The organism is Rhizobium grahamii CCGE 502 (assembly GCF_000298315.2).
GTDB lineage: Bacteria > Pseudomonadota > Alphaproteobacteria > Rhizobiales > Rhizobiaceae > Rhizobium > Rhizobium grahamii.
On record NZ_AEYE02000005.1, the window covers coordinates 202,445 to 219,951 of the forward strand.

The 17,507-nt window shown below is 60.1% G+C and carries 17 protein-coding genes; 10 read left to right on the top strand and 7 right to left on the bottom strand.

Annotation, left to right across the window (positions count from 1 at the left end; translation table 11 throughout):
- Window positions 1-9 precede the first annotated feature (9 nt).
- From RGCCGE502_RS34455 to RGCCGE502_RS05185, 6 genes are all read left to right on the top strand, one after another.
- The gene (locus tag RGCCGE502_RS34455) at window positions 10-2,076 is read left to right on the top strand and encodes a hypothetical protein (protein WP_016553105.1); all 2,067 of its coding nucleotides are present in this window, start codon (window positions 10-12) and stop codon (window positions 2,074-2,076) included.
- A 1-nt stretch (window position 2,077) separates the two neighbouring features.
- The gene (locus tag RGCCGE502_RS05165) at window positions 2,078-2,659 is read left to right on the top strand and encodes a hypothetical protein (protein WP_016553106.1); all 582 of its coding nucleotides are present in this window, start codon (window positions 2,078-2,080) and stop codon (window positions 2,657-2,659) included.
- Window positions 2,660-2,825: 166 nt separating this feature from the next.
- Window positions 2,826-3,794 (top strand): peptidoglycan-binding protein, encoded by a 969-nt coding sequence (locus RGCCGE502_RS05170; RefSeq protein WP_016553107.1) that lies wholly within the window; start codon window positions 2,826-2,828, stop codon window positions 3,792-3,794.
- On the top strand, window positions 3,794-4,063 hold the full coding sequence (locus tag RGCCGE502_RS05175) for a hypothetical protein (protein ID WP_016553108.1): 270 nt from the start codon (window positions 3,794-3,796) through the stop codon (window positions 4,061-4,063). The genes RGCCGE502_RS05170 and RGCCGE502_RS05175 overlap by 1 nt, the downstream gene beginning before the upstream one ends.
- Before the next feature lie 132 nt (window positions 4,064-4,195).
- Window positions 4,196-4,657: a hypothetical protein gene (locus RGCCGE502_RS05180; RefSeq protein ID WP_016553109.1), complete on the top strand. Its 462-nt coding sequence runs from the start codon at window positions 4,196-4,198 to the stop codon at window positions 4,655-4,657.
- On the top strand, window positions 4,641-4,976 hold the full coding sequence (locus RGCCGE502_RS05185) for a hypothetical protein (RefSeq protein WP_016553110.1): 336 nt from the start codon (window positions 4,641-4,643) through the stop codon (window positions 4,974-4,976). The genes RGCCGE502_RS05180 and RGCCGE502_RS05185 overlap by 17 nt, the downstream gene beginning before the upstream one ends.
- A gap of 404 nt (window positions 4,977-5,380) precedes the next feature.
- Here RGCCGE502_RS05185 and RGCCGE502_RS05195 read toward each other — a convergent pair whose 3' ends face one another.
- The 5 genes from RGCCGE502_RS05195 to RGCCGE502_RS05215 all read right to left on the bottom strand — a co-directional run bounded on the left by RGCCGE502_RS05195 (window position 5,381) and on the right by RGCCGE502_RS05215 (window position 8,562).
- Window positions 5,381-5,689, bottom strand: a complete 309-nt coding sequence (locus RGCCGE502_RS05195) for a DUF982 domain-containing protein (protein ID WP_016553112.1) — start codon at window positions 5,687-5,689, stop codon at window positions 5,381-5,383.
- Window positions 5,689-5,982, bottom strand: a complete 294-nt coding sequence (locus RGCCGE502_RS05200; protein WP_040674012.1) for a hypothetical protein — start codon at window positions 5,980-5,982, stop codon at window positions 5,689-5,691. The genes RGCCGE502_RS05195 and RGCCGE502_RS05200 overlap by 1 nt, the downstream gene beginning before the upstream one ends.
- Before the next feature lie 113 nt (window positions 5,983-6,095).
- Window positions 6,096-6,350, bottom strand: a complete 255-nt coding sequence (locus RGCCGE502_RS05205) for a hypothetical protein (RefSeq protein ID WP_016553114.1) — start codon at window positions 6,348-6,350, stop codon at window positions 6,096-6,098.
- Between the two features lie 105 nt (window positions 6,351-6,455).
- Window positions 6,456-6,701: an Arc family DNA-binding protein gene (locus tag RGCCGE502_RS35170; RefSeq protein WP_341875025.1), complete on the bottom strand. Its 246-nt coding sequence runs from the start codon at window positions 6,699-6,701 to the stop codon at window positions 6,456-6,458.
- Between the two features lie 832 nt (window positions 6,702-7,533).
- On the bottom strand, window positions 7,534-8,562 hold the full coding sequence (locus RGCCGE502_RS05215; RefSeq protein WP_016553116.1) for a chemotaxis protein CheB: 1,029 nt from the start codon (window positions 8,560-8,562) through the stop codon (window positions 7,534-7,536).
- Between the two features lie 229 nt (window positions 8,563-8,791).
- Here RGCCGE502_RS05215 and RGCCGE502_RS05220 point away from each other — a divergent pair, with 229 nt between their 5' ends.
- Window positions 8,792-12,283: a chemotaxis protein CheB gene (locus RGCCGE502_RS05220; protein WP_016553117.1), complete on the top strand. Its 3,492-nt coding sequence runs from the start codon at window positions 8,792-8,794 to the stop codon at window positions 12,281-12,283.
- Window positions 12,267-12,653 carry a response regulator gene (locus RGCCGE502_RS05225; RefSeq protein ID WP_016553118.1) on the top strand — a complete coding sequence of 129 codons (387 nt, stop codon included), beginning with the start codon at window positions 12,267-12,269 and terminating at the stop codon, window positions 12,651-12,653. The genes RGCCGE502_RS05220 and RGCCGE502_RS05225 overlap by 17 nt, the downstream gene beginning before the upstream one ends.
- Before the next feature lie 65 nt (window positions 12,654-12,718).
- On the opposite strand, the gene RGCCGE502_RS05230 is transcribed toward RGCCGE502_RS05225, so the two are convergent.
- Window positions 12,719-12,934 carry a hypothetical protein gene (locus RGCCGE502_RS05230; protein ID WP_016553119.1) on the bottom strand — a complete coding sequence of 72 codons (216 nt, stop codon included), beginning with the start codon at window positions 12,932-12,934 and terminating at the stop codon, window positions 12,719-12,721.
- 128 nt (window positions 12,935-13,062) lie between these two features.
- Here RGCCGE502_RS05230 and RGCCGE502_RS05235 point away from each other — a divergent pair, with 128 nt between their 5' ends.
- Both RGCCGE502_RS05235 and RGCCGE502_RS05240 read left to right on the top strand, forming a co-directional pair.
- The gene (locus RGCCGE502_RS05235; protein ID WP_016553120.1) at window positions 13,063-13,884 is read left to right on the top strand and encodes a bifunctional allantoicase/(S)-ureidoglycine aminohydrolase; all 822 of its coding nucleotides are present in this window, start codon (window positions 13,063-13,065) and stop codon (window positions 13,882-13,884) included.
- A gap of 253 nt (window positions 13,885-14,137) precedes the next feature.
- On the top strand, window positions 14,138-15,976 hold the full coding sequence (locus RGCCGE502_RS05240) for an ABC transporter ATP-binding protein (protein WP_040673978.1): 1,839 nt from the start codon (window positions 14,138-14,140) through the stop codon (window positions 15,974-15,976).
- A 45-nt stretch (window positions 15,977-16,021) separates the two neighbouring features.
- Here RGCCGE502_RS05240 and cysN read toward each other — a convergent pair whose 3' ends face one another.
- Window positions 16,022-17,506, bottom strand: coding sequence for a sulfate adenylyltransferase subunit CysN (gene cysN, locus RGCCGE502_RS05245; RefSeq protein WP_016553122.1), 1,485 nt, complete (start codon window positions 17,504-17,506; stop codon window positions 16,022-16,024).
- Window position 17,507: the final 1 nt, after the last annotated feature.

The window sequence follows — 17,507 nt, forward strand, 5'->3', positions numbered from 1 at the left end:
GGCTGGCTGATGGCCGCAATTCTTCCGTCTTCCTACAAGGATGGCACGGTTTCCGTTGCCACCGGCAGCACGGCCGTGACCGGCACCAACACGTTCTGGGGCACGCCAGGCGGTGAGGGCAATCCGATCCTGCCGGGTGACTGGTTCGGCGTTCATAAGGGCTATGCTATCCGTATAGCCTCAATCGAGGGCAACGGCGCGTTGACGCTGGCAAACCCTTGGCCGGGTCCGCCGCAGACCGATGAGCCTTACGAAGTCATGCTTCAGAGCGATAACGCTCGCATGGCGACGTCGACTCGCCAGCTGCTGCAGCAGCTCATGAACGGCAACATCGCGGCATTCACCGGCCTTAACGGCGAGCCGGATACGGTGCCCTATTTCACCGGGCCGGGCGCCATGGGGCTTTTGACCCGGCAGGACCTGACGCAGGGCGTGGACTACGATGTTCAGGTCGACACGCTTGCCGATCGCGCTGCCTACGATCTTCAGGTTCCGGGCTATGCTGTCCTGGTGTCCGACATCGGCGACGGCCGAGCTGCGATCTATTCGAAGGTGACGGCAGCTTCCGGCGACTGGAGCGACCCTGCCTACATCACCGGCCCACGCGGCCTGACGTGGAAAGGGGCATGGAGCGGCGCGACGGCATATAAGAAGGACGATGCAGTCAGCTATAACAATGCGTCGTGGATCGCGCTCGTCGACAACACCAACGTTGCACCTATCGTCGGTGCCACGTGGGGACAGCTGGCAGCTCGTGGCGCTACAGGCGCGACGGGCGTCAATCCTCGCGGCGCCTATGACAACGCCACTGCCTACGGGGTAACCGACTCTGTTCTGGATAACGGCTCGACGTGGATCGCAATCGCGCCAACTACCGGGAACGCGCCGCCGGTTCTTCCTACGACAAGCAATGCCTATTGGCAGCTTCTCGCGCGGAAAGGCACCGATGGAACCGGGACAGGTGACGTTGTCGGGCCGGCTGGTGGCGTCGCGGCGAGCGACATCGTTGCTTTCGACGGCACGACTGGAAAGCTGATCAAGAAGGCTCCCAACGGTTCTGTCGGCAACGCTTTGCTGGCCAATATGGCAGCCGGAACCCTCAAGGGTCGGCGCGCGTCCTCGGGCAATGGCGCTCCCGAAGATTTGACGCCTGCGCAGGTTCGCGGGGAAATCGGAGCGGAATTCCTATCGAGCATTCGCAACAAGCTGCGCAACGGCGGCTTCGATGTCTGGCAGCGCGGGGTGACTTGGAATACCCCTGCAAACGGAGCTTACACGGCTGATGGCTGGAAGGTCGCCTATGACGTCGCAGGAACGTTCGTTCTTTCGGCCGTTACCGCGACCAACGAGGCCATCAACCCGCAGACGTGGCGATATCTCCGATGGAACCAGACTGTCGCCGGAGCCGCGACGTCGCGTCTGCTCATGTCGCCGATCGAGAACGTTCATACCCTTGCCGGTCAGACTGTGACGGTGACCTTTGAGGCATGGGCAACCACGGCACAAAGCCTTGCTGTGAACCTGCAGCAGATTTTTGGAACGGGCGGAAGTCCTAGCGCGTCGGTGGCTCTCGCTGCCCAGACGGTCAATTTGACGACGACTCCTCAGAAGTTTTCGCTGGTCTTCAACCTCGCTGATGTCAAATCGAAAACCCTTGGCACTAACGGTGACGATTACCTCAATCTCATATTCGGCCTGCCGCTGACCGGCACATTCGACATCAAGATTTCTCGCGTCTCCCTCGTCGCCGGTGATGCTACCCAAGAGGCTGATCCGTTCGGCCCTGGCTTGGACTACGCGCGCATTCTCAACATCTGCGAGCGGTACTATCAGCAAGCCTACATCACCTTTGCTCCATACGCGGCGGCCTCTGTGACGCAGGCTATCGGCGTGAATTTCAGAACAACGATGCGCGCCACGCCGACGGCATTGGGCGGAACAGTCATCAGTGCATCGGGCACGACGGTCGCCGGTTATGATTTCTTGACCCCCCAGGGGGCGCGTATGACGCACACGCCGTCAGGTTCTGGCGTCTGTGCCATCGCGGTGAACGCAGCATTTGGAGCGGAGTACTGACATGGAAGTCATAGGCTTTCAGAACCCTGAGAATACCGTCATCCGTGCGATCATCGATGGGGCGGAAATGTTCGTCCCCGACCAGATGGGCAACAAGGAGCGGCGTCGCATCTGGGACGAATGGGAGATGGCGCCTGCACCTGAAGGAACGCCCGACGATCAGCGGGAGCGGGCGAACTCCATCCCGCTGTTCCCAGAGCCTGCGCTGCCCGCGATCAAAGCCGCCCTGAAAGCCTCGATCGATGCCGCGGCAGAAACCGAACGTCTGAAGTACATCACTGGCGGTACCGGCCAGGCGATGACTTATCAGCAGAAGTCGGACGAGGCGCGGCGTTATATCACGGCGATTGGATCATCCGAGACGCCGATCAATCCCGCTGACTATCCGCTGCTGTCGGCCGAGGTTGGCATCACGGCGCCCACGCTTGGAGAGGTTGTCGCCGTCGTAAACGCAGCATTCCTGCAATGGCAGATGATCGGCGGGGCCATCGAGGCGATAAGGCTCGGGACAAAGGCCGCTATCGATGCCTCCGGAACAGTTGCGGAAGCCGAGGCTGCTGCCGGTGCCGCAGTCTGGCCCTGAACAGCAAGAAGCTCGCCGGGGTGGGCGAGCTTCCTTTACGCATTACTAACAGGATCTGACCGCACCATTGCTGTCGGTATCATAAAAACACAACCGGCCGTACATCGCACTTCATCCAATAGAAGTAAGCGGGCCAACCAGTAAGCGAAAAAATCTGGAGCTTCCCATGAATGTGCAGGTGTCTGCGCAGCACCTCCGTGCTGCCGCAAAAGGGGCAGTGAACGCCTCAAACATGAACTCCGTGCTCCTGGCGATGGGCCGTTATGGCGCCGAACTTGGAATGGACAAGCCCCATAGGGCTGTTCAATTCTATGCGCAGATCATGCACGAGAGCGGCGACTTTCGCTTTGACCGGGAGGTATGGGGACCGACGACTGCGCAGAAGGGCTATGACACGCGCACTGACCTTGGCAACACGCCAGAGGCTGATGGAGATGGAAAGATTTATGCCGGCCGCACTGCTATGCAAATCACCGGCAAGGCAAATTATCGCGCCTTCACCGAGTGGTGCCGATCTCATGCGATGAACTGCCCTGATTTCGTTCGCAACCCGGATGCCGTCAACACAGATCCGTGGGAGGGGCTCGGGCCGCTCTGGTTCTGGGACACGAAGGGGCTAAGCCGCTGGGCTGACCAAGGCGATGTAGAAACGATCACTAAGCGGGTCAACGGCGGGCTCAATGGCCTCGCCGACCGCATCGACTACCTGGTGCGGCTATCGCTCGTTGTGCTCGGCTACAAACCTGACGGTGTTCGTCAGTTCCAGGCGCGGTCGGGGCTCGAAGTCGATGGTGACGCGGGGCCAAAGACGCGCGCGGCTGTTCACAAGGCCTTGCTAGCTCTCTCTGGCGCCTCGACAAGGACGGCGGCGTTCTCGGCGGCTCCTGTCGTCGAGGAGAAGGCTGTCGTTCCCGCGGCCGTCGAGCAGACCGTCAAGAAGAAGTTCAGCATTCTTGGTTGGATAGGGAGCGCCTTCGGCGGTGGCGGTTTAAGCCTGGCCGCGTTCGCGGGCTTCGATTGGCGCGCGCTACTCGTTCTGATCGGCGCGGCCGTTCTTCTCGGCGTCGGTGGCCTTCTGCTGCGGCATTGGATCATCGCCGCGATAAAAGACATTCGGGAGGCGGTGGAACAGTGATGTTCAGCAAGTTCATTCCCGACGAATTCAAGCTGCCAGCAATCGCTGTCGCAGGAGCAATGTCAGGTGTGTTGGCTGCGTATTACCCCGCAAAACTCGTCGGCCGTCACGAAGAGCGGCAGGCGGTCGAGATCGAGGCCGCCAAGGAGGCTCTCGATCGCATTCATCACCTGGAGAAGAACAATGCGAGCTTCAACAAGCTTTCGGATCGCGATCGTTGCCTCGTTTTCATGCGCGATAGCGGCTTGCCAGACAGCGCCTGCGACTGAAGGCAGTGGATATCAGTTTGTCCGCTTCCAAGATGCGGAAGCCGCGAAAGCTGCCTCTCAAGACCCCCTAGCCGGTCCCGCCATTTCCTCCAACAACAAGCAGTGCCGCGAAGATGCGGCCTGCAGAAAGTGATGGTGATGGCGGACATGCCTTATATCGGTCCCGGCCTTTGGGTGCGTATTCAGCACCGCTTTGGCCCGCGTATGATGGAATGGTTTCTTGCAGGACACACGGCACTGTGGGGCTATGTTCTGCTCATGCCCGTGCCACTGTTTGACCAGCCCGCGTGGTCCACGTTTCGGGCGATCTTCCGGAACGAGGATCTGCTGGGATGGCTAATGGTGATGCTCGGCATCCTGAGGATTATCGGTCTGATCGTGAATGGCGCACGAAAGCACGTGACGCCGCGCATACGGCAGGTCTCTGCTGCAATAGGCTGCCTCATCTGGGTCGGCATCATATATTGCTACGCATCCTCTAACGTCGTCTCGACCTGGCTCGCCATTTACCCGCTCTTTGCGATTGGCGAGCTGGTCAACATAAAACGAGCCGCGCACGACGAGAGGGAAGCACGGAATGGAAAAGCTCGCTGATCTACCAGCGCCCGCTCTCATAACTTTCGGCGCTACGCTCGCGCTGATCTTTGCATTTCGCTACCTAGGAATTATTTCGGCAGATAAGGCCGGACCGTCTAGCGCAACCGTAGCATCGGTTATCGTCGATCCGACCGCCCTCATGAGCGCGACAGCTGCCGTAAAGCACCTCGCGGAGGTAATGACGGACGGACAGGAAGAGGCGAAGAACAATGCGCACATGTTGTGCCGACGTATAGAGGGCCTCGCCAACGAAGTGGAAGACCTTACAAGCGCGATCCGTGATATACGTGTTGATCTCGCTCGACTTGCCAAGTGAGCGATGTGTTACTTATCGCTGTTTTGGTAGCACGCGAGTTGAATGTCATTGGAGAATTGAGATATGGCCTCATCTCTCAATTTTTGAGTATGCCAAGCCGGTCGTTTATAGGCCAGAATTACGATTCTACGATAGAATTCCTTTCCCTCGCCTGTCCTGTCCATAATCTCCATTAGCTTGGACATGTCGGCATTCCTCTGTCTGGCTTCCATGACGGTTTTAGCCGTCTCCCCGACTGCCCTGCAGGTCTCTGTGGAATTTTCGGCGTAGGCTGGCGCGCACAGCAAGAAGCTTGCGACGATAAAGAAAGCACGTTCTACGTTCATCGGTTCCCCTCTCGATGAGCAAGGGATGGATGATATTTAATCGAGAGTCGATAGTAACTTCTCACCCAACACTGTCCTCTATCGCTTCTTCTTCGGCTTCTCTCGTTTCGGCGGAGGTGTAAACCGATCAGCATCATCATTCACGTGAATGCCTGCCGCCTGAGCCGCCATAATAAAAGCGGCTCGCGCTGCCTCGGCGTTGGTGCGACTCTCTAACGCCCTCATCGAAGCGATTGAGGCCGCTTCCCAAGCATCGTTCTTCTCGTCCTCCGGCCATCGATCGAGGAGGATCTGGGCCAGCTGCTGCACACTCGTTAGCACACGGTAGCCCCCAGGCCGGACGTCGATATCGATGCCTAAGGGGCGGATATCCATTGGCGGCAGCATCACTGTTTCCTCAGGTCGTTGTTAGCGAGCAGAGTGTCATAGTACTCCTCTGCCATCCGGGCCGCCTCTCTGGCTGTCATGCTGTAGCCCTGATGGGGCAGGTGGCGCTTTACCTTGCGCGGGCCGTGACCCGACCATTGCCACTTCCCCTTCATCGGTCCGGCTTCCTCCAGCCTAATGCGTCCGATTGGCGTCTCTCCATCCGAGCCTTGGAAATCCTGCAGCGGTTTGCCATCGAGGCCGACCTCGCCGGGCCATGTTTCCTGCCATTTGTATTTCGGTTCGTACTCCATCAAGGTGTGGTTCCGTGGGACAACTCCAAACAGAAGAAGGCCTGCGCTGCCTCCACAATTCAGCAAGCCTATAATTTGGCTCGCTTGCCGTCCTCCGGCAAGGGGCAGAACCATCAGTCCGGCGCGCCCTCGGTTTCGAATAGCCAAGGCTGAAACCTGACGACGTTGCCGTCTAGACCTTTGATCTTGACCATTGTGCGCCAAGGGTTTTCGTCTGAAAACTCAATATAGTGATTAAATATGGTATCGCCGTCTCGGCTAGTCTCACAGTCTTCTCGATAGTGCAGCTCTTCCAATTCTTCAACCGAGATGCCCATCTCACGGGCATAGACAGCAAGCTTGGCTTGTTCGAGATTATCAGTGTTCATTTAAACGCCTCAGTTTGTTTGGGGACCGAGGAAAGGGCTACCACCTGCTTCCGGGTATTGCCTAGAGGCGAGTTGAGGTTTTCTTAAAAACCCTTGGTGGTTACGCTATGAGCGCCTGGAACGGACAATCCTGCGCTTCAGTCGATCTAGATCGGCGAGAATGTCGACAAGTTCTTTGTCGTTCGGATCGAACTCGGCGCCAGAAAAGGTGTCTTCTAACCGAGCGATGATCTCTGCTGTCATAGACCGGTCGTTTGCTCGCGCCGCCGCAAACACACGTTTCTTCAGTTCTTCAGGTATTCGTAACCTAAAATGTAAGTCTTCTCTGGCCATGCCGCACGGATGCCACATGTGGCAATTGACCGATATGCCACCTCGATGCCACACATAGAGTTATGCATATCCGAGGTTGAGCGTAGTTAATGATCGCTGTCGCCTCGCGATAGTGCCGGGGGCGCGAAAGAGCGAAGTTGGCCGGGATAGCATCGCCCTGGCTCGGCCAACATCGAGTGAAGAAATGACCTAAGGAACCTGATGAAATGGGAAGCGATGCATACCGCGACGGCTGCGCCGGCGCGATTGATAGCCCATGTCTCGCACGTCGAGGCGTAGTCACTGGATTAGCTGCGCTGGCTAGTGCCAGATTGGCACGGCCAGTATTCGGCCCGCATGATGAGACGGTCAGATATTTGCGACGACAGTTTCTTGGCGAAGCTGACCGGATGTCTTTGGTCGAAGGTAAGGATAAGGAGTTAGTATTCGCGAGGATGGCAAAGCTCGCAAATGCACTCACTGTAATACCGGCCGAAGGTGAGGATGCTCGACGGGCCAAAGCGGACGTGGCTGCGTGGTCGGTCGACGATGGCGGGTGGAAGATCCGACTTCCGCGCGAGCTGATCTCGGCCTTAGAGGCAAACTAAGAGCATATAGGCCTCGACCAGCGTCGGGGCCTTTTTATTTGTCCTGCCGGACCGTTTGCGGACCGTTTCATTGGACAGAAGCGGAACAGGCGCGAACAAACGGCATGCGCCTATCCCGGTTTTGCTGGGTTTTGTGGAAGCCATCGCCGTTCGGGACGTGGGGGTCGAGTGTTCGAATCACTCCACTCCGACCAGCCGAAAAGCCCGCGCAAGCGGGCTTTTTTCATTTCGGGCGTCGGCTCAGGCAAAGGCGCGCCCGGATTTCAAACAGCGGTGTCTTCCGCGTTCTCAGACTTGTCGTCGGCGACGTCGGCGGTCTTGATGAGAATGGCGCGGCGCAGTGTTTCGACATGCTGTCGTCCTTCCTCGGCCCGCCTTCCGTTCGCGGCGGCAGCCGCGCCGAGACCGCTGCGGCGGGCGTCGTCGGCCATTTTTTCGCTGAGCGTCACTCTCTCTTCGATGATTCGAAGCGCAACCCTCATCGCCTCGTCGACAGCACCTTCCTTATCGGCAGACAGGGCCTCGGAAGTATAGGCGTGGCCGACCTGGCAGCGAAACCTCAGGGGCGGACTATTCCTGACTTGGGACAGTATGCCCCCGCAGGCCGGACATGAAATAGGAACTGGGTCGGCGATGGTCGCAACCACTTCGGGGCCGATTTGTAGACCAAGAGCGATGTCGATCTCCAGCCTGATATCCTCTGGAACGACAACCGGAGGGCCTGCGTCTTCGCTGGTGAGCTTGCGAAACAGCTGCGGAAGTTCGGCGAGCGAGGCGCGATAATCGATCCGGCTCGCCCTCAGGGCTCCGAGTGGCATATCAGGGGCGACCGCGTCCGACGGATTCTGTACGACGGTGACGCCGCCGCAGCGCTTCAGATCGGCCAGGCCGGCGGCTCCGTCGTTCAGCATCCCGGTCAGAACGATTGCGATTGCCCGCGGGCCGAAGCTCGCGCCAACAGAACGAAACAGCGGATCGATCGCCGGTCGCGCAAGGTTTTCGCGCGGCCCGCGGCCGAGCCGGATGGTGTCATCGACGACAAGGAGATGATGATCCGCCGCCGCAACATAGGCGTGGCCCTTCTGAACGCGCTCGCCATCGACGGCAGTCGTGACGGGAAAGCCGGCGTCCTGGTCAAAAATATCAGCGAGCAGATTGTTGCCGCGCGCGCCGACATGGATGACGATGAAGATCGCTGCAGGCAAGTCGTGGGGAAGGTCGCGAAGCAGATGTTTGATTGCACCAACCGCGCCCACCGATCCCCCTATGGCTATCACGTCGCGGCGGTCCATGGCATGCTCCGTTTCATCGAAAACGCGCCAACACCCTATAAGTTCAATAAAGGCCGAAACCTCGGAGATGCGGATCCGAGCCGCCGCTTTTCACATTGATTAAACAAGTAGATAATACTTGCGTTTCCGGCCGGCCGCTATTGGCGCGGCCTTCCGGCCTGCTATATAAAAAGGCCGCGCAGGCCACGTCGGAATGACCCGCGCGCCGGTGGTGCTGGGAGGTAGAAGAATGGATCAACAATCGGATCCGCCGATTGTGGGGATCGGGGCTTCGGCAGGGGGCGTTCAGGCGCTTCAAACGTTCTTCGCCGCCGTTCCAATTGACACCGACGCGGCGTTTGTCGTCATCGTCCATCTCGACCCGGATGTCAGGAGCGAGCTTGCCAGCATCCTTGCGATGCGGACGCGAATGCCGGTCACGCAGGTCGAAGACACAGCCAAGCTGGAAGGCAATCATGTCTACGTCATTGCGCCGAACCGGCGGCTGAAGATAGCCGACGGCACCATCGCGGCGCTGCCTTTCGAGGAGACGCGTGCACATCGTGCGCCGATTGACCTTTTCTTTCGATCGCTTGCAGAGCACCAGGGCAGCGGATTTGCCGTCGTTCTCACCGGCGCGGGCGCGGATGGCGCGATGGGTGTCAAGGCCATCAAGGAAGCTGGCGGCATTGTACTGATCCAGGATCCCAGCGAGGCCGAGTATGCCTCGATGCCGCGCAACGCCATCGCCACAGACGTCGCGGATTTTGTCCTGCCGATTCGCGAGCTTACCGATCAGTTGGCGGAACTCCTGGCCAGCCCGGCCAATCTGGTTTCCCCCCATATCCGTCCCAATGACGAGGACACGCTTGGTCGAATTCTGGCGCACGTGCGCGTGCGCACCGGACACGACTTTTCGCAATACAAGCGTGCGACTATCCTGCGCCGCATCAGCAGGCGGGCGCAGGTGACGAGGAAGGAAACGCTGGCGGAATATTACGCCTATCTCCGCGAAAACGTGGAGGAAGCGCAGGCGCTCTTCAGTGACTTTCTGATTTGCGTCACAACCTTCTTTCGCGATCCAGCGGCGTTCAAATCCTTGGCTGATAACGTCATTCCGCAATTGTTCAACGGCAGGACGGCCGGCGACAGCATCCGGGTTTGGGTTCCCGGCTGCGCCAGCGGCGAAGAGACCTACACTATAGGTATCCTGCTGCTCGAGGAGGCTGCGCGTCGCGACCTTGCCCCGGAAATTCAGGTATTCGGCTCGGACCTCGACATAGGAGCGCTGGCAATCGCCCGTGAGGGCCGCTTTCCCGCGACGATCGAAAGCGATCTTTCGGAGGAAAGGCTTCGCCGGTTCTTTCAGCGCGAAGGCGACCACTATCGCGTGCGCCGAGAGCTGCGTGACGTGGTCCTGTTCGCCAGCCACAGCTTGCTCAGAGATCCACCCTTTTCACACCTCGACATGATCTCCTGCCGCAACCTGCTTATCTATCTCGACAGGCAGCTTCAACAGCAGGTCTGCAATACCTTCCACTACGCACTCAATCCGGGCGGCTTCCTGTTCCTCGGTTCGTCCGAAAGCGCCGATCACCCGGCTGGACTTTTTCGCACTGTCGATCGCGAGGCACGAATCTATCGGTCGGCCGCCAGTCCCAGCGACCGGCGCCCAGCGCTGCCGGTGCTCCTCGGGCCGCATCAAGTGGCGGAAAGGGCACCAGTGCTCACGCGCCAGCCGTCGCTGGCAAGCAGTGTCAGCGACGCGGCCTTGCATCGCCAGATGCTGGAGAAAATTGCCCCGCCGAGCATGCTCGTCGATGAAAACCAGCGGGCAATTCATCTTTCCGAAAATGCCGGCCGATTCCTGCGGCCTTCGGGCGGCCCGGTCAGCACGGATGCGACGGACCTCGTGCGCGAAGAGTTTCGTTTCGACCTCCGGGCGGCCCTGCATCGTGCTTTCGAGCGGAACGAAGGCACATTGAGCATGCCGATCCTCTCCCAGCTCGATGGGGTGCCGCATCGCGTCTACCTGCAGGTCAGGCCGGTCCTGCAGGGAAGCGACCCGACGCGCCATGCTCTGGTGCTCTTCATCGAGGGCGAGGCGGCAACCGACAACGCGGGAGACACCGTCGCGGAAGCTTTGGACGGCCGCCCGCCCAGCAGCCAGACAATTCGCCAGTTGCAGGAAGAACTGCAGCTCGCCCAAAACCGGCTGCGAGTGACGAGAGAAGAGTCGGAAGCCGCCAATGAAGAATTGCGCGCCGCCAACGAAGAACTCCAATCGATGAACGAGGAATACCGTTCGACAGCAGAGGAACTCGAGACCAGCAAGGAGGAATTGCAGTCGATCAACGAGGAGCTGCAGACCGTCAATAACGAACTCAAGCTGAAGCTGGAAAGCGTTTCGCGCGCCCACAGCGACCTTCAGAACCTTATGGCGGCAACAGACGTCGCCACGCTCTTCCTCAATCCGTCGCTCCGCATCAAGCGCTTCACGCCCCGCTTGATGGAGATCTTCAATGTGACGTTGAATGACGAGGGGAGGCCGATCACGGATTTTACTCACCAGCTCGAATATGAGGATTTGGCCGAGGAAGCGCGCTCGGTGGTGGAAGATCTCACGCCAATCGAGCGCGAGGTCAAGAGCCGCAACGATGGCTGGTATATGGTGCGGATGCGGCCCTATCGCACGATCGACGACAAGATCGATGGCGTCGTCGTGACCTTTGTCGACGTGACAGAGCGCCGCCATGCGGAGGAGGCAGCGCGGGCCAGTGCGGAGCGCCTGGATCAGGAAATGCGGCTTGTCGAACTCTCGCGCTCGCCGATTTTCCTATGGGACCTCGACGACGGCGTCAAACAGTGGAATCGCGGCAGCGAGGAACTTTACGGCTATTCGCGGGAGGAGGCCGTCGGAAAGCAGAAGGAAAAGCTGCTGAAAACCGCCGTACCTGGCTCGTCGTTCAAGCAGCTTCGGCAGACGCTCATCGAAAAGGGCCGGTGGAGCGGCGAGTTGCATCACACCACCAAGAGCGGCCAGGTGCTGACGGTAGAGTCCCAGATCGAACTGATGGTGCTGGGCGACAGGAGGCTTGTACTCGAAAGCACGCGCGATATTACCGATCGCAAGCGCTGGGAGCGACGCCGGCAACTGCTTTTGGGCGAATTAAGCCACCGTGTCAAAAACACGCTTGCCGTGGTTCAATCGCTGGCGCGACAGACGCTGCGCACCACCCATTCCAGCGAAGATTTCGTCGCGCGGTTTGATGGGCGGCTGGCTGCGCTGGCGAATGCTCACAAGCTGCTCGTCGACTCGGAGTGGAGCGGCGCCGAGCTCGAAGCCCTGGCGTTCAATCAGCTCGAAGCGTACGCCGGCGATCGGCATCGGCTCAAGCTTCACGGGCCGCCGTTAACCTTGTTGCCGGAGGTTGCCACGCCATTCGGCCTCGTGCTTCACGAGCTTGCTACGAATGCCGCGAAATACGGAGCCTTTTCGGTCGAGACCGGCAGGGTCACGCTCAGCTGGGAGCTCCGGAACAACGGTCGTCAATTGAACGTTGTATGGGAGGAGCGTGGTGGTCCGCCGGTCGAGCCGCCTGCAGCGCAGGGCTTCGGCGGTGCGTTGATCGAAAAGAGCCTACCTAACGCGACGGTCAAACGCGACTTCCAGCCGGAGGGTGTCGTGTGCACGATCGCCATCGACCTTCCGGAGGTTGCGCCGAATGGTGGGGAAACCTGAGTTGGATCAGCCTTTATCCGGAGCCAGAATTTTAATCGCTGAAGACGAGATTTTGATCGCACTCGATATGGAGGCGGCATTTCTCGACGCTGGGGCATACGTCGTCGGTCCGTGCGCGACCGTTGCAGCAGCGGTGGATGCGGTCAGCACGGAAGAGCTTTCCCTTGCGATTCTGGACATTAGGCTCGGCCAAGAGACAACCGAAAGGATTGGCGACCTGTTGACCGAACGCGGGGTCCCATTCTTGTTTTACAGCGGGCAGACGCTACCCGACGAGATGAAAAGAAAATGTAACGGCGTGCTCGTCGTCTCCAAACCAGCGACGCAGCAGGAACTCATCGGCGCGGCCGCTCGAACGCTCGCGGTTTAGGATACCTGGATGTACCGGCCACAGCCTGACAGGGCTAAAGCCGGCACCAGCAGCGCAACATACGACTACACCCCAAGAATGGCATCGATCTCGGCAATCAGGGCGGCATAGCTCTCGATATGGCGATAATACTCGTTGCGGATCTGTTCGGTGATGTCGGAGAGCGGGCCGGATCCCTCGGCTCGGAAGTGCTTCACATCATTCTCCGTCATGGATTTGAGGTTGCCCTCGTACTCCTTGACCTTCTCAGCATAGTCTTCCCGAAGTTTTTCCAGACTCATGGCATCTCTCCTCAGGCGGCCAGGCGCTGTGGACATTCTGCCGCGTGGTGGCGGCAATCTAAAGGTTGCCTAGAATAGATGCGGCGCTTAAAGCAGATTGACAATCCCGGCCCGTGAAAAGTGAATCAATGAGCAAAGCAAACTTTTATTCCAACATGGGCGGCCTGCCGCCGCAGACCGAACTCCTGTCCAGCAAGGCCGTGTTCACGACAGCCTATGCGGTCATCCCGCGCAGCGTGATGACGGACATCGTCACCAGCTATTTCCCGCATTGGGAAGGCACGCGCGCCTGGGTGATTTCCCGCCCGCTGACCGGTTTTTCCGAGACGTTTTCACAGTACATCATGGAAGTGCAGCCGGGCGGCGGCAGCGACCGGCCAGAACCTGAGAAGCGCGCCGAAGGCGTGCTCTTTGTGGTCGACGGCGAGATGGCCGTCGAGTTCGAGGGCGCCTCGCATGCAATGCGCCCTGGTTCCTTCGCCTTCCTGCCTGCCGGCTCCCGCTGGACACTGTGGAACAAGAGCGCGGCGCCCGTGAAGTTCCACTGGATCCGCAAGGCGTTCCAGGAGGTCGAAGGGCAGGATCCGCCGCCGGCGATCTTCACGCATGAGGAAAATCATCCGCCGCAGCCGATGCCCGACACCGATGATGCTTGGGCCACGACCCGCTTCATCGATCCGGCCGATCTTCGCTACGACATGCACGTCACCATCGTCACGTTCGAGCCGGGCGGCGTCATTCCGTTCATGGAAACGCATGTGATGGAGCACGGCCTCTACGTACTCGAGGGCAGGGCGGTCTATCGCCTCAACAAGGATTGGGTCGAGGTGGAAGCCGGCGACTTCATGTGGCTGCGCGCCTTCTGCCCGCAGGCTTGCTATGCCGGCGGTCCGGGCCGCTTCCGCTACCTGCTTTACAAGGACGTCAACCGCCACATGCCGCTGTGGTAGGCGCGCTGGCGAGGCCGACGAACCGGGGCCCCGGCGTATGAGCTGACATACCGGTGCTGGTTTTGCATTCTGGCGACGCCAGCGCCGACTGTTGCGCGCAGATGACATCTCGCGCCTTTCGCAGTTTCGATCTTGAGAAGACCGCGCTTGTCTGCGATGCTTGGGTCTCAATTCCTGCAGCTTCGGGAGACCAACATGAAAACGATCCTGTCCAACCAGAAAGGAAACATCGACCACAAGGACATGACGCTTCATGATTTCTCGGTTCTCGCGCGCAAGGAAAAGCACGCCACGCCATAAACCCTCTCTTTGGTTCTTCCGGACCCGGCAGATTGATGCCGACCGTGAACGCCGGCCTTCACGCTGGCGCAAGTTTCTCTCCTACTATCGGCCGCATCTGCCTTTGCTGCTGGCGGACCTGTTGTGCGCAATCCTCGTTGCCGGCACGGCGATCGCGCTGCCGCTCTGCGCCAACTACGTCACGCGCTATCTTCTGACGCTGAGCGATACGCCGCAGGCCTTCGGGGAAATCCTGCTTATCGGGGCCGCCATGCTCGCGATCCTGGTGGTCCAGAGCGTCGCCATCTTCTTTGTCGACTATCAGGGCCACGTGATGGGTGCCCGGATCGAGGCGGCGGTTCGCCAAGAGCTCTTCGAGCACTGCCAGAAGCTCTCCTTCAGCTTCCACGACACGCAGCGCACCGGTCAGCTGATGAGCCGCATCACCAATGATTCACTGTGGTTGGGTGAGCTTTTCCACCATGGTCCCGAAGACCTCTCCATCGCCGTGCTCAAATATGGTGGGGCAATGGTTGTCCTGTTCTACATCGATCCGCCGTTGGCCGGCATCATCCTTCTGCTTACACCGCTGGCCATCGCCTATGCGCTGCATTTCAATCGACGCATGAACCGCGCGCTCGACGCCAGCAAGCAACAGATCGCCGCCGTCAACGAGCGCGTCGAGGATGCCTTGGCGGGCATTCGTGTCGTCCAGTCCTTCGCCAACGAGGCCAGGGAGAAGGAGCGTTTCGCCGATCTCAACCAGGGTTTTCTCCGCAGCCGTGCTGACGGCTACCGCAGCGAGGCCTGGTTCTCCGTCGGCACGGAGACCTTCGCGCAGCTCATCACCATCCTTGTCATCATCGTCGGGGCGATCCGCATCCTGACGGCGGAGCTTACCGTCGCCGATCTCCTGACGTTCCTGCTTTGCGTCGCGGTACTGGTCGATCCCGTAAGGCGGCTGGCCAACTTCGTGCGGCTTTGGCAGGAGGGCTACACCGGGTTCGTCAGGGCCATGGAGATACTGGAGATCGCACCTGACATCACGGACCGGCCTGGAGCCCGGCCTTTGTCGGTTCCTTACGGGGAAATCGCCTTCTCCGAGGTCACGTTCGGCTATGCTGACGAAGGCGCCAGCGTGCTCGACAATGTTTCTCTGACGATCGCGCCGGGCGAGTTCGTGGCTTTGGTGGGACCTTCAGGCGTGGGCAAGAGTACACTTTGCGCACTCATCTCACGCTTCTACGACATCCAGTCCGGGGTAATCCGCATCGATGGTGTCGACCTTCGTGACGTGACGTTGGCGTCGCTGCGCCGCCATATCGGCATCGTACAGCAGGATGTGTATCTGTTCGCCGGCACGATAGCGGAAAACCTGCGCTATGGACGGCCGGACGCGACGGATGCCGAGGTGGTGGCCGCCGCTCGTGCCGCGAACGCGCATGACTTCATCATGGCGTTACCCAACGGCTACGATACCGATATCGGCCAACGCGGTGTCAAGCTCTCGGGCGGCCAGCGTCAGCGCCTCACGATCGCTCGCGTTTTCCTGAAGGATCCGGCGATCCTGATCTTCGATGAAGCGACCAGCGCGTTGGACAACGAGAGTGAACGCGCGGTGCAGCGTGCGTTGCTGAGTTTGGCGAAGGGGAGGACAACGCTGGTGATCGCCCACCGTCTGTCGACCGTTCGCCACGCCGACCGCATTCTGGTTCTGACCGGCGATGGCATCGTCGAGCACGGAACCCATGAGGATCTCATGGCCCATGACGGGGTCTATGCCAACCTGCATCGGGTGCAGGCGAGCATGTAGAAATCGTGGCCCGCTCGATTGGAGCGGGCCACGACCAAGCATTCGTCAGATGTCGCTTGCCGCGTTCGACCAGAGATCGGAGGCTTCAGCGGCGGTCATGCGCCGCACCTCAGCCTCGTGGCGGCGGTTGGCGAAGAGTTCGCTCGCCATGATCTGGTCCGCGAGATCGGCTGGCAGAGACAGGATCACGCGGGCGTCGCCGCCGTGGATACCGCCGAGTTCGCTCCGCTTTCCTGATATCATGCCGCCTGCCACCGTGTTGTTGGTGTCGGGGTCGATCAGGATGAAAGAGCCGGATGCCCGGTTCTGCTCATAAGGGTCGAAGATCGCCTGCTCGTCGAAGGCAAGGCGCACCTTGCCGATCGCGTTCATGTAGAGCGTGTCGACTGGAGCCCAGGCGCCCGTCTTCAGCTCAAGCTGCGCCACCGGCTGCACCTGCACGCGCTGGCGGCGGCTGCCGCTCTTCAGCCAGTAGCGCTTGCCGGCTTCGATGCCCTCGGGCTGCAGCGCGACGATCTGCGCGTCGAAGGACAGGCCGACCTGCGGCTGGCTGTCGATCGAGACGATCATGTCGCCGCGTGCAACATCCACTTGCCGGTCGAGAACCAGCGTGATTGCGTCGCCGGCAACGGCGGCGTTGCGGACGAGATCGAAGGTGACGATCTTGGTGACGTTGGCGACCATGCCGGACGGCAGGATCATGACGCTGTCGCCCGGCTTGACGGAGCCGCCGGCAACCGTGCCCTGGTAGCCACGGAAGCTTTCGCCCGGGCGCGATACGCGCTGCACCGAGAAGCGGAAGCCCGTCGCCTGCGACGAACGGACGGTGGCAAGCTCAAGCGTTTCGACCAGCGTCGGGCCGGCATACCACGGCATCGCTGCTTCGCCGGAGTAGACGACGTTCTCGCCCTTCAGCGCCGACATCGGGATCGCGGTGATCTGCTTGACGCCGAGCGACAGCGCGAATTCGCGAAACTCGTGCGTGATCTTGTCGAAGCCAGCGCGATCGTAGTTCGTCAGGTCGATCTTGTTGACGGCGAGCACAAACTGCTTGATGCCGAGCAGCGAGGCGATCGTCGCGTGGCGGCGCGTCTGTTCCAGAATGCCGGCGCGCGCATCGACGAGCAGCACGGCGAGATCGGCAGTGGAGGCGCCGGTTGCCATGTTGCGGGTGTACTGCTCGTGGCCTGGCGTGTCGGCAACGATAAAGGAGCGCTCGGTCGAGAAGTAGCGATAGGCGACATCGATGGTGATGCCCTGTTCGCGCTCGGCCTGCAGGCCGTCGAGCAACAATGCGAAGTCGGGCAGGCCGAGATCGTTCTGCTTGCCGGTGGAATCGCGCTGCAGCGTGGCGGCCTGGTCTTCCTTGACTGCCTTGGTGTCCCAGAGCAGGCGGCCGATCAGCGTGGACTTGCCATCATCGACGCTGCCGCAGGTGATGAGGCGCAGCGGTCGCGAGTCGCGGGTCGCCGTCGCGGGTTCTGCGGCGGGCACGGCGAGGGCGTGTGCGGCGGTTACGGCTGCGGTCATC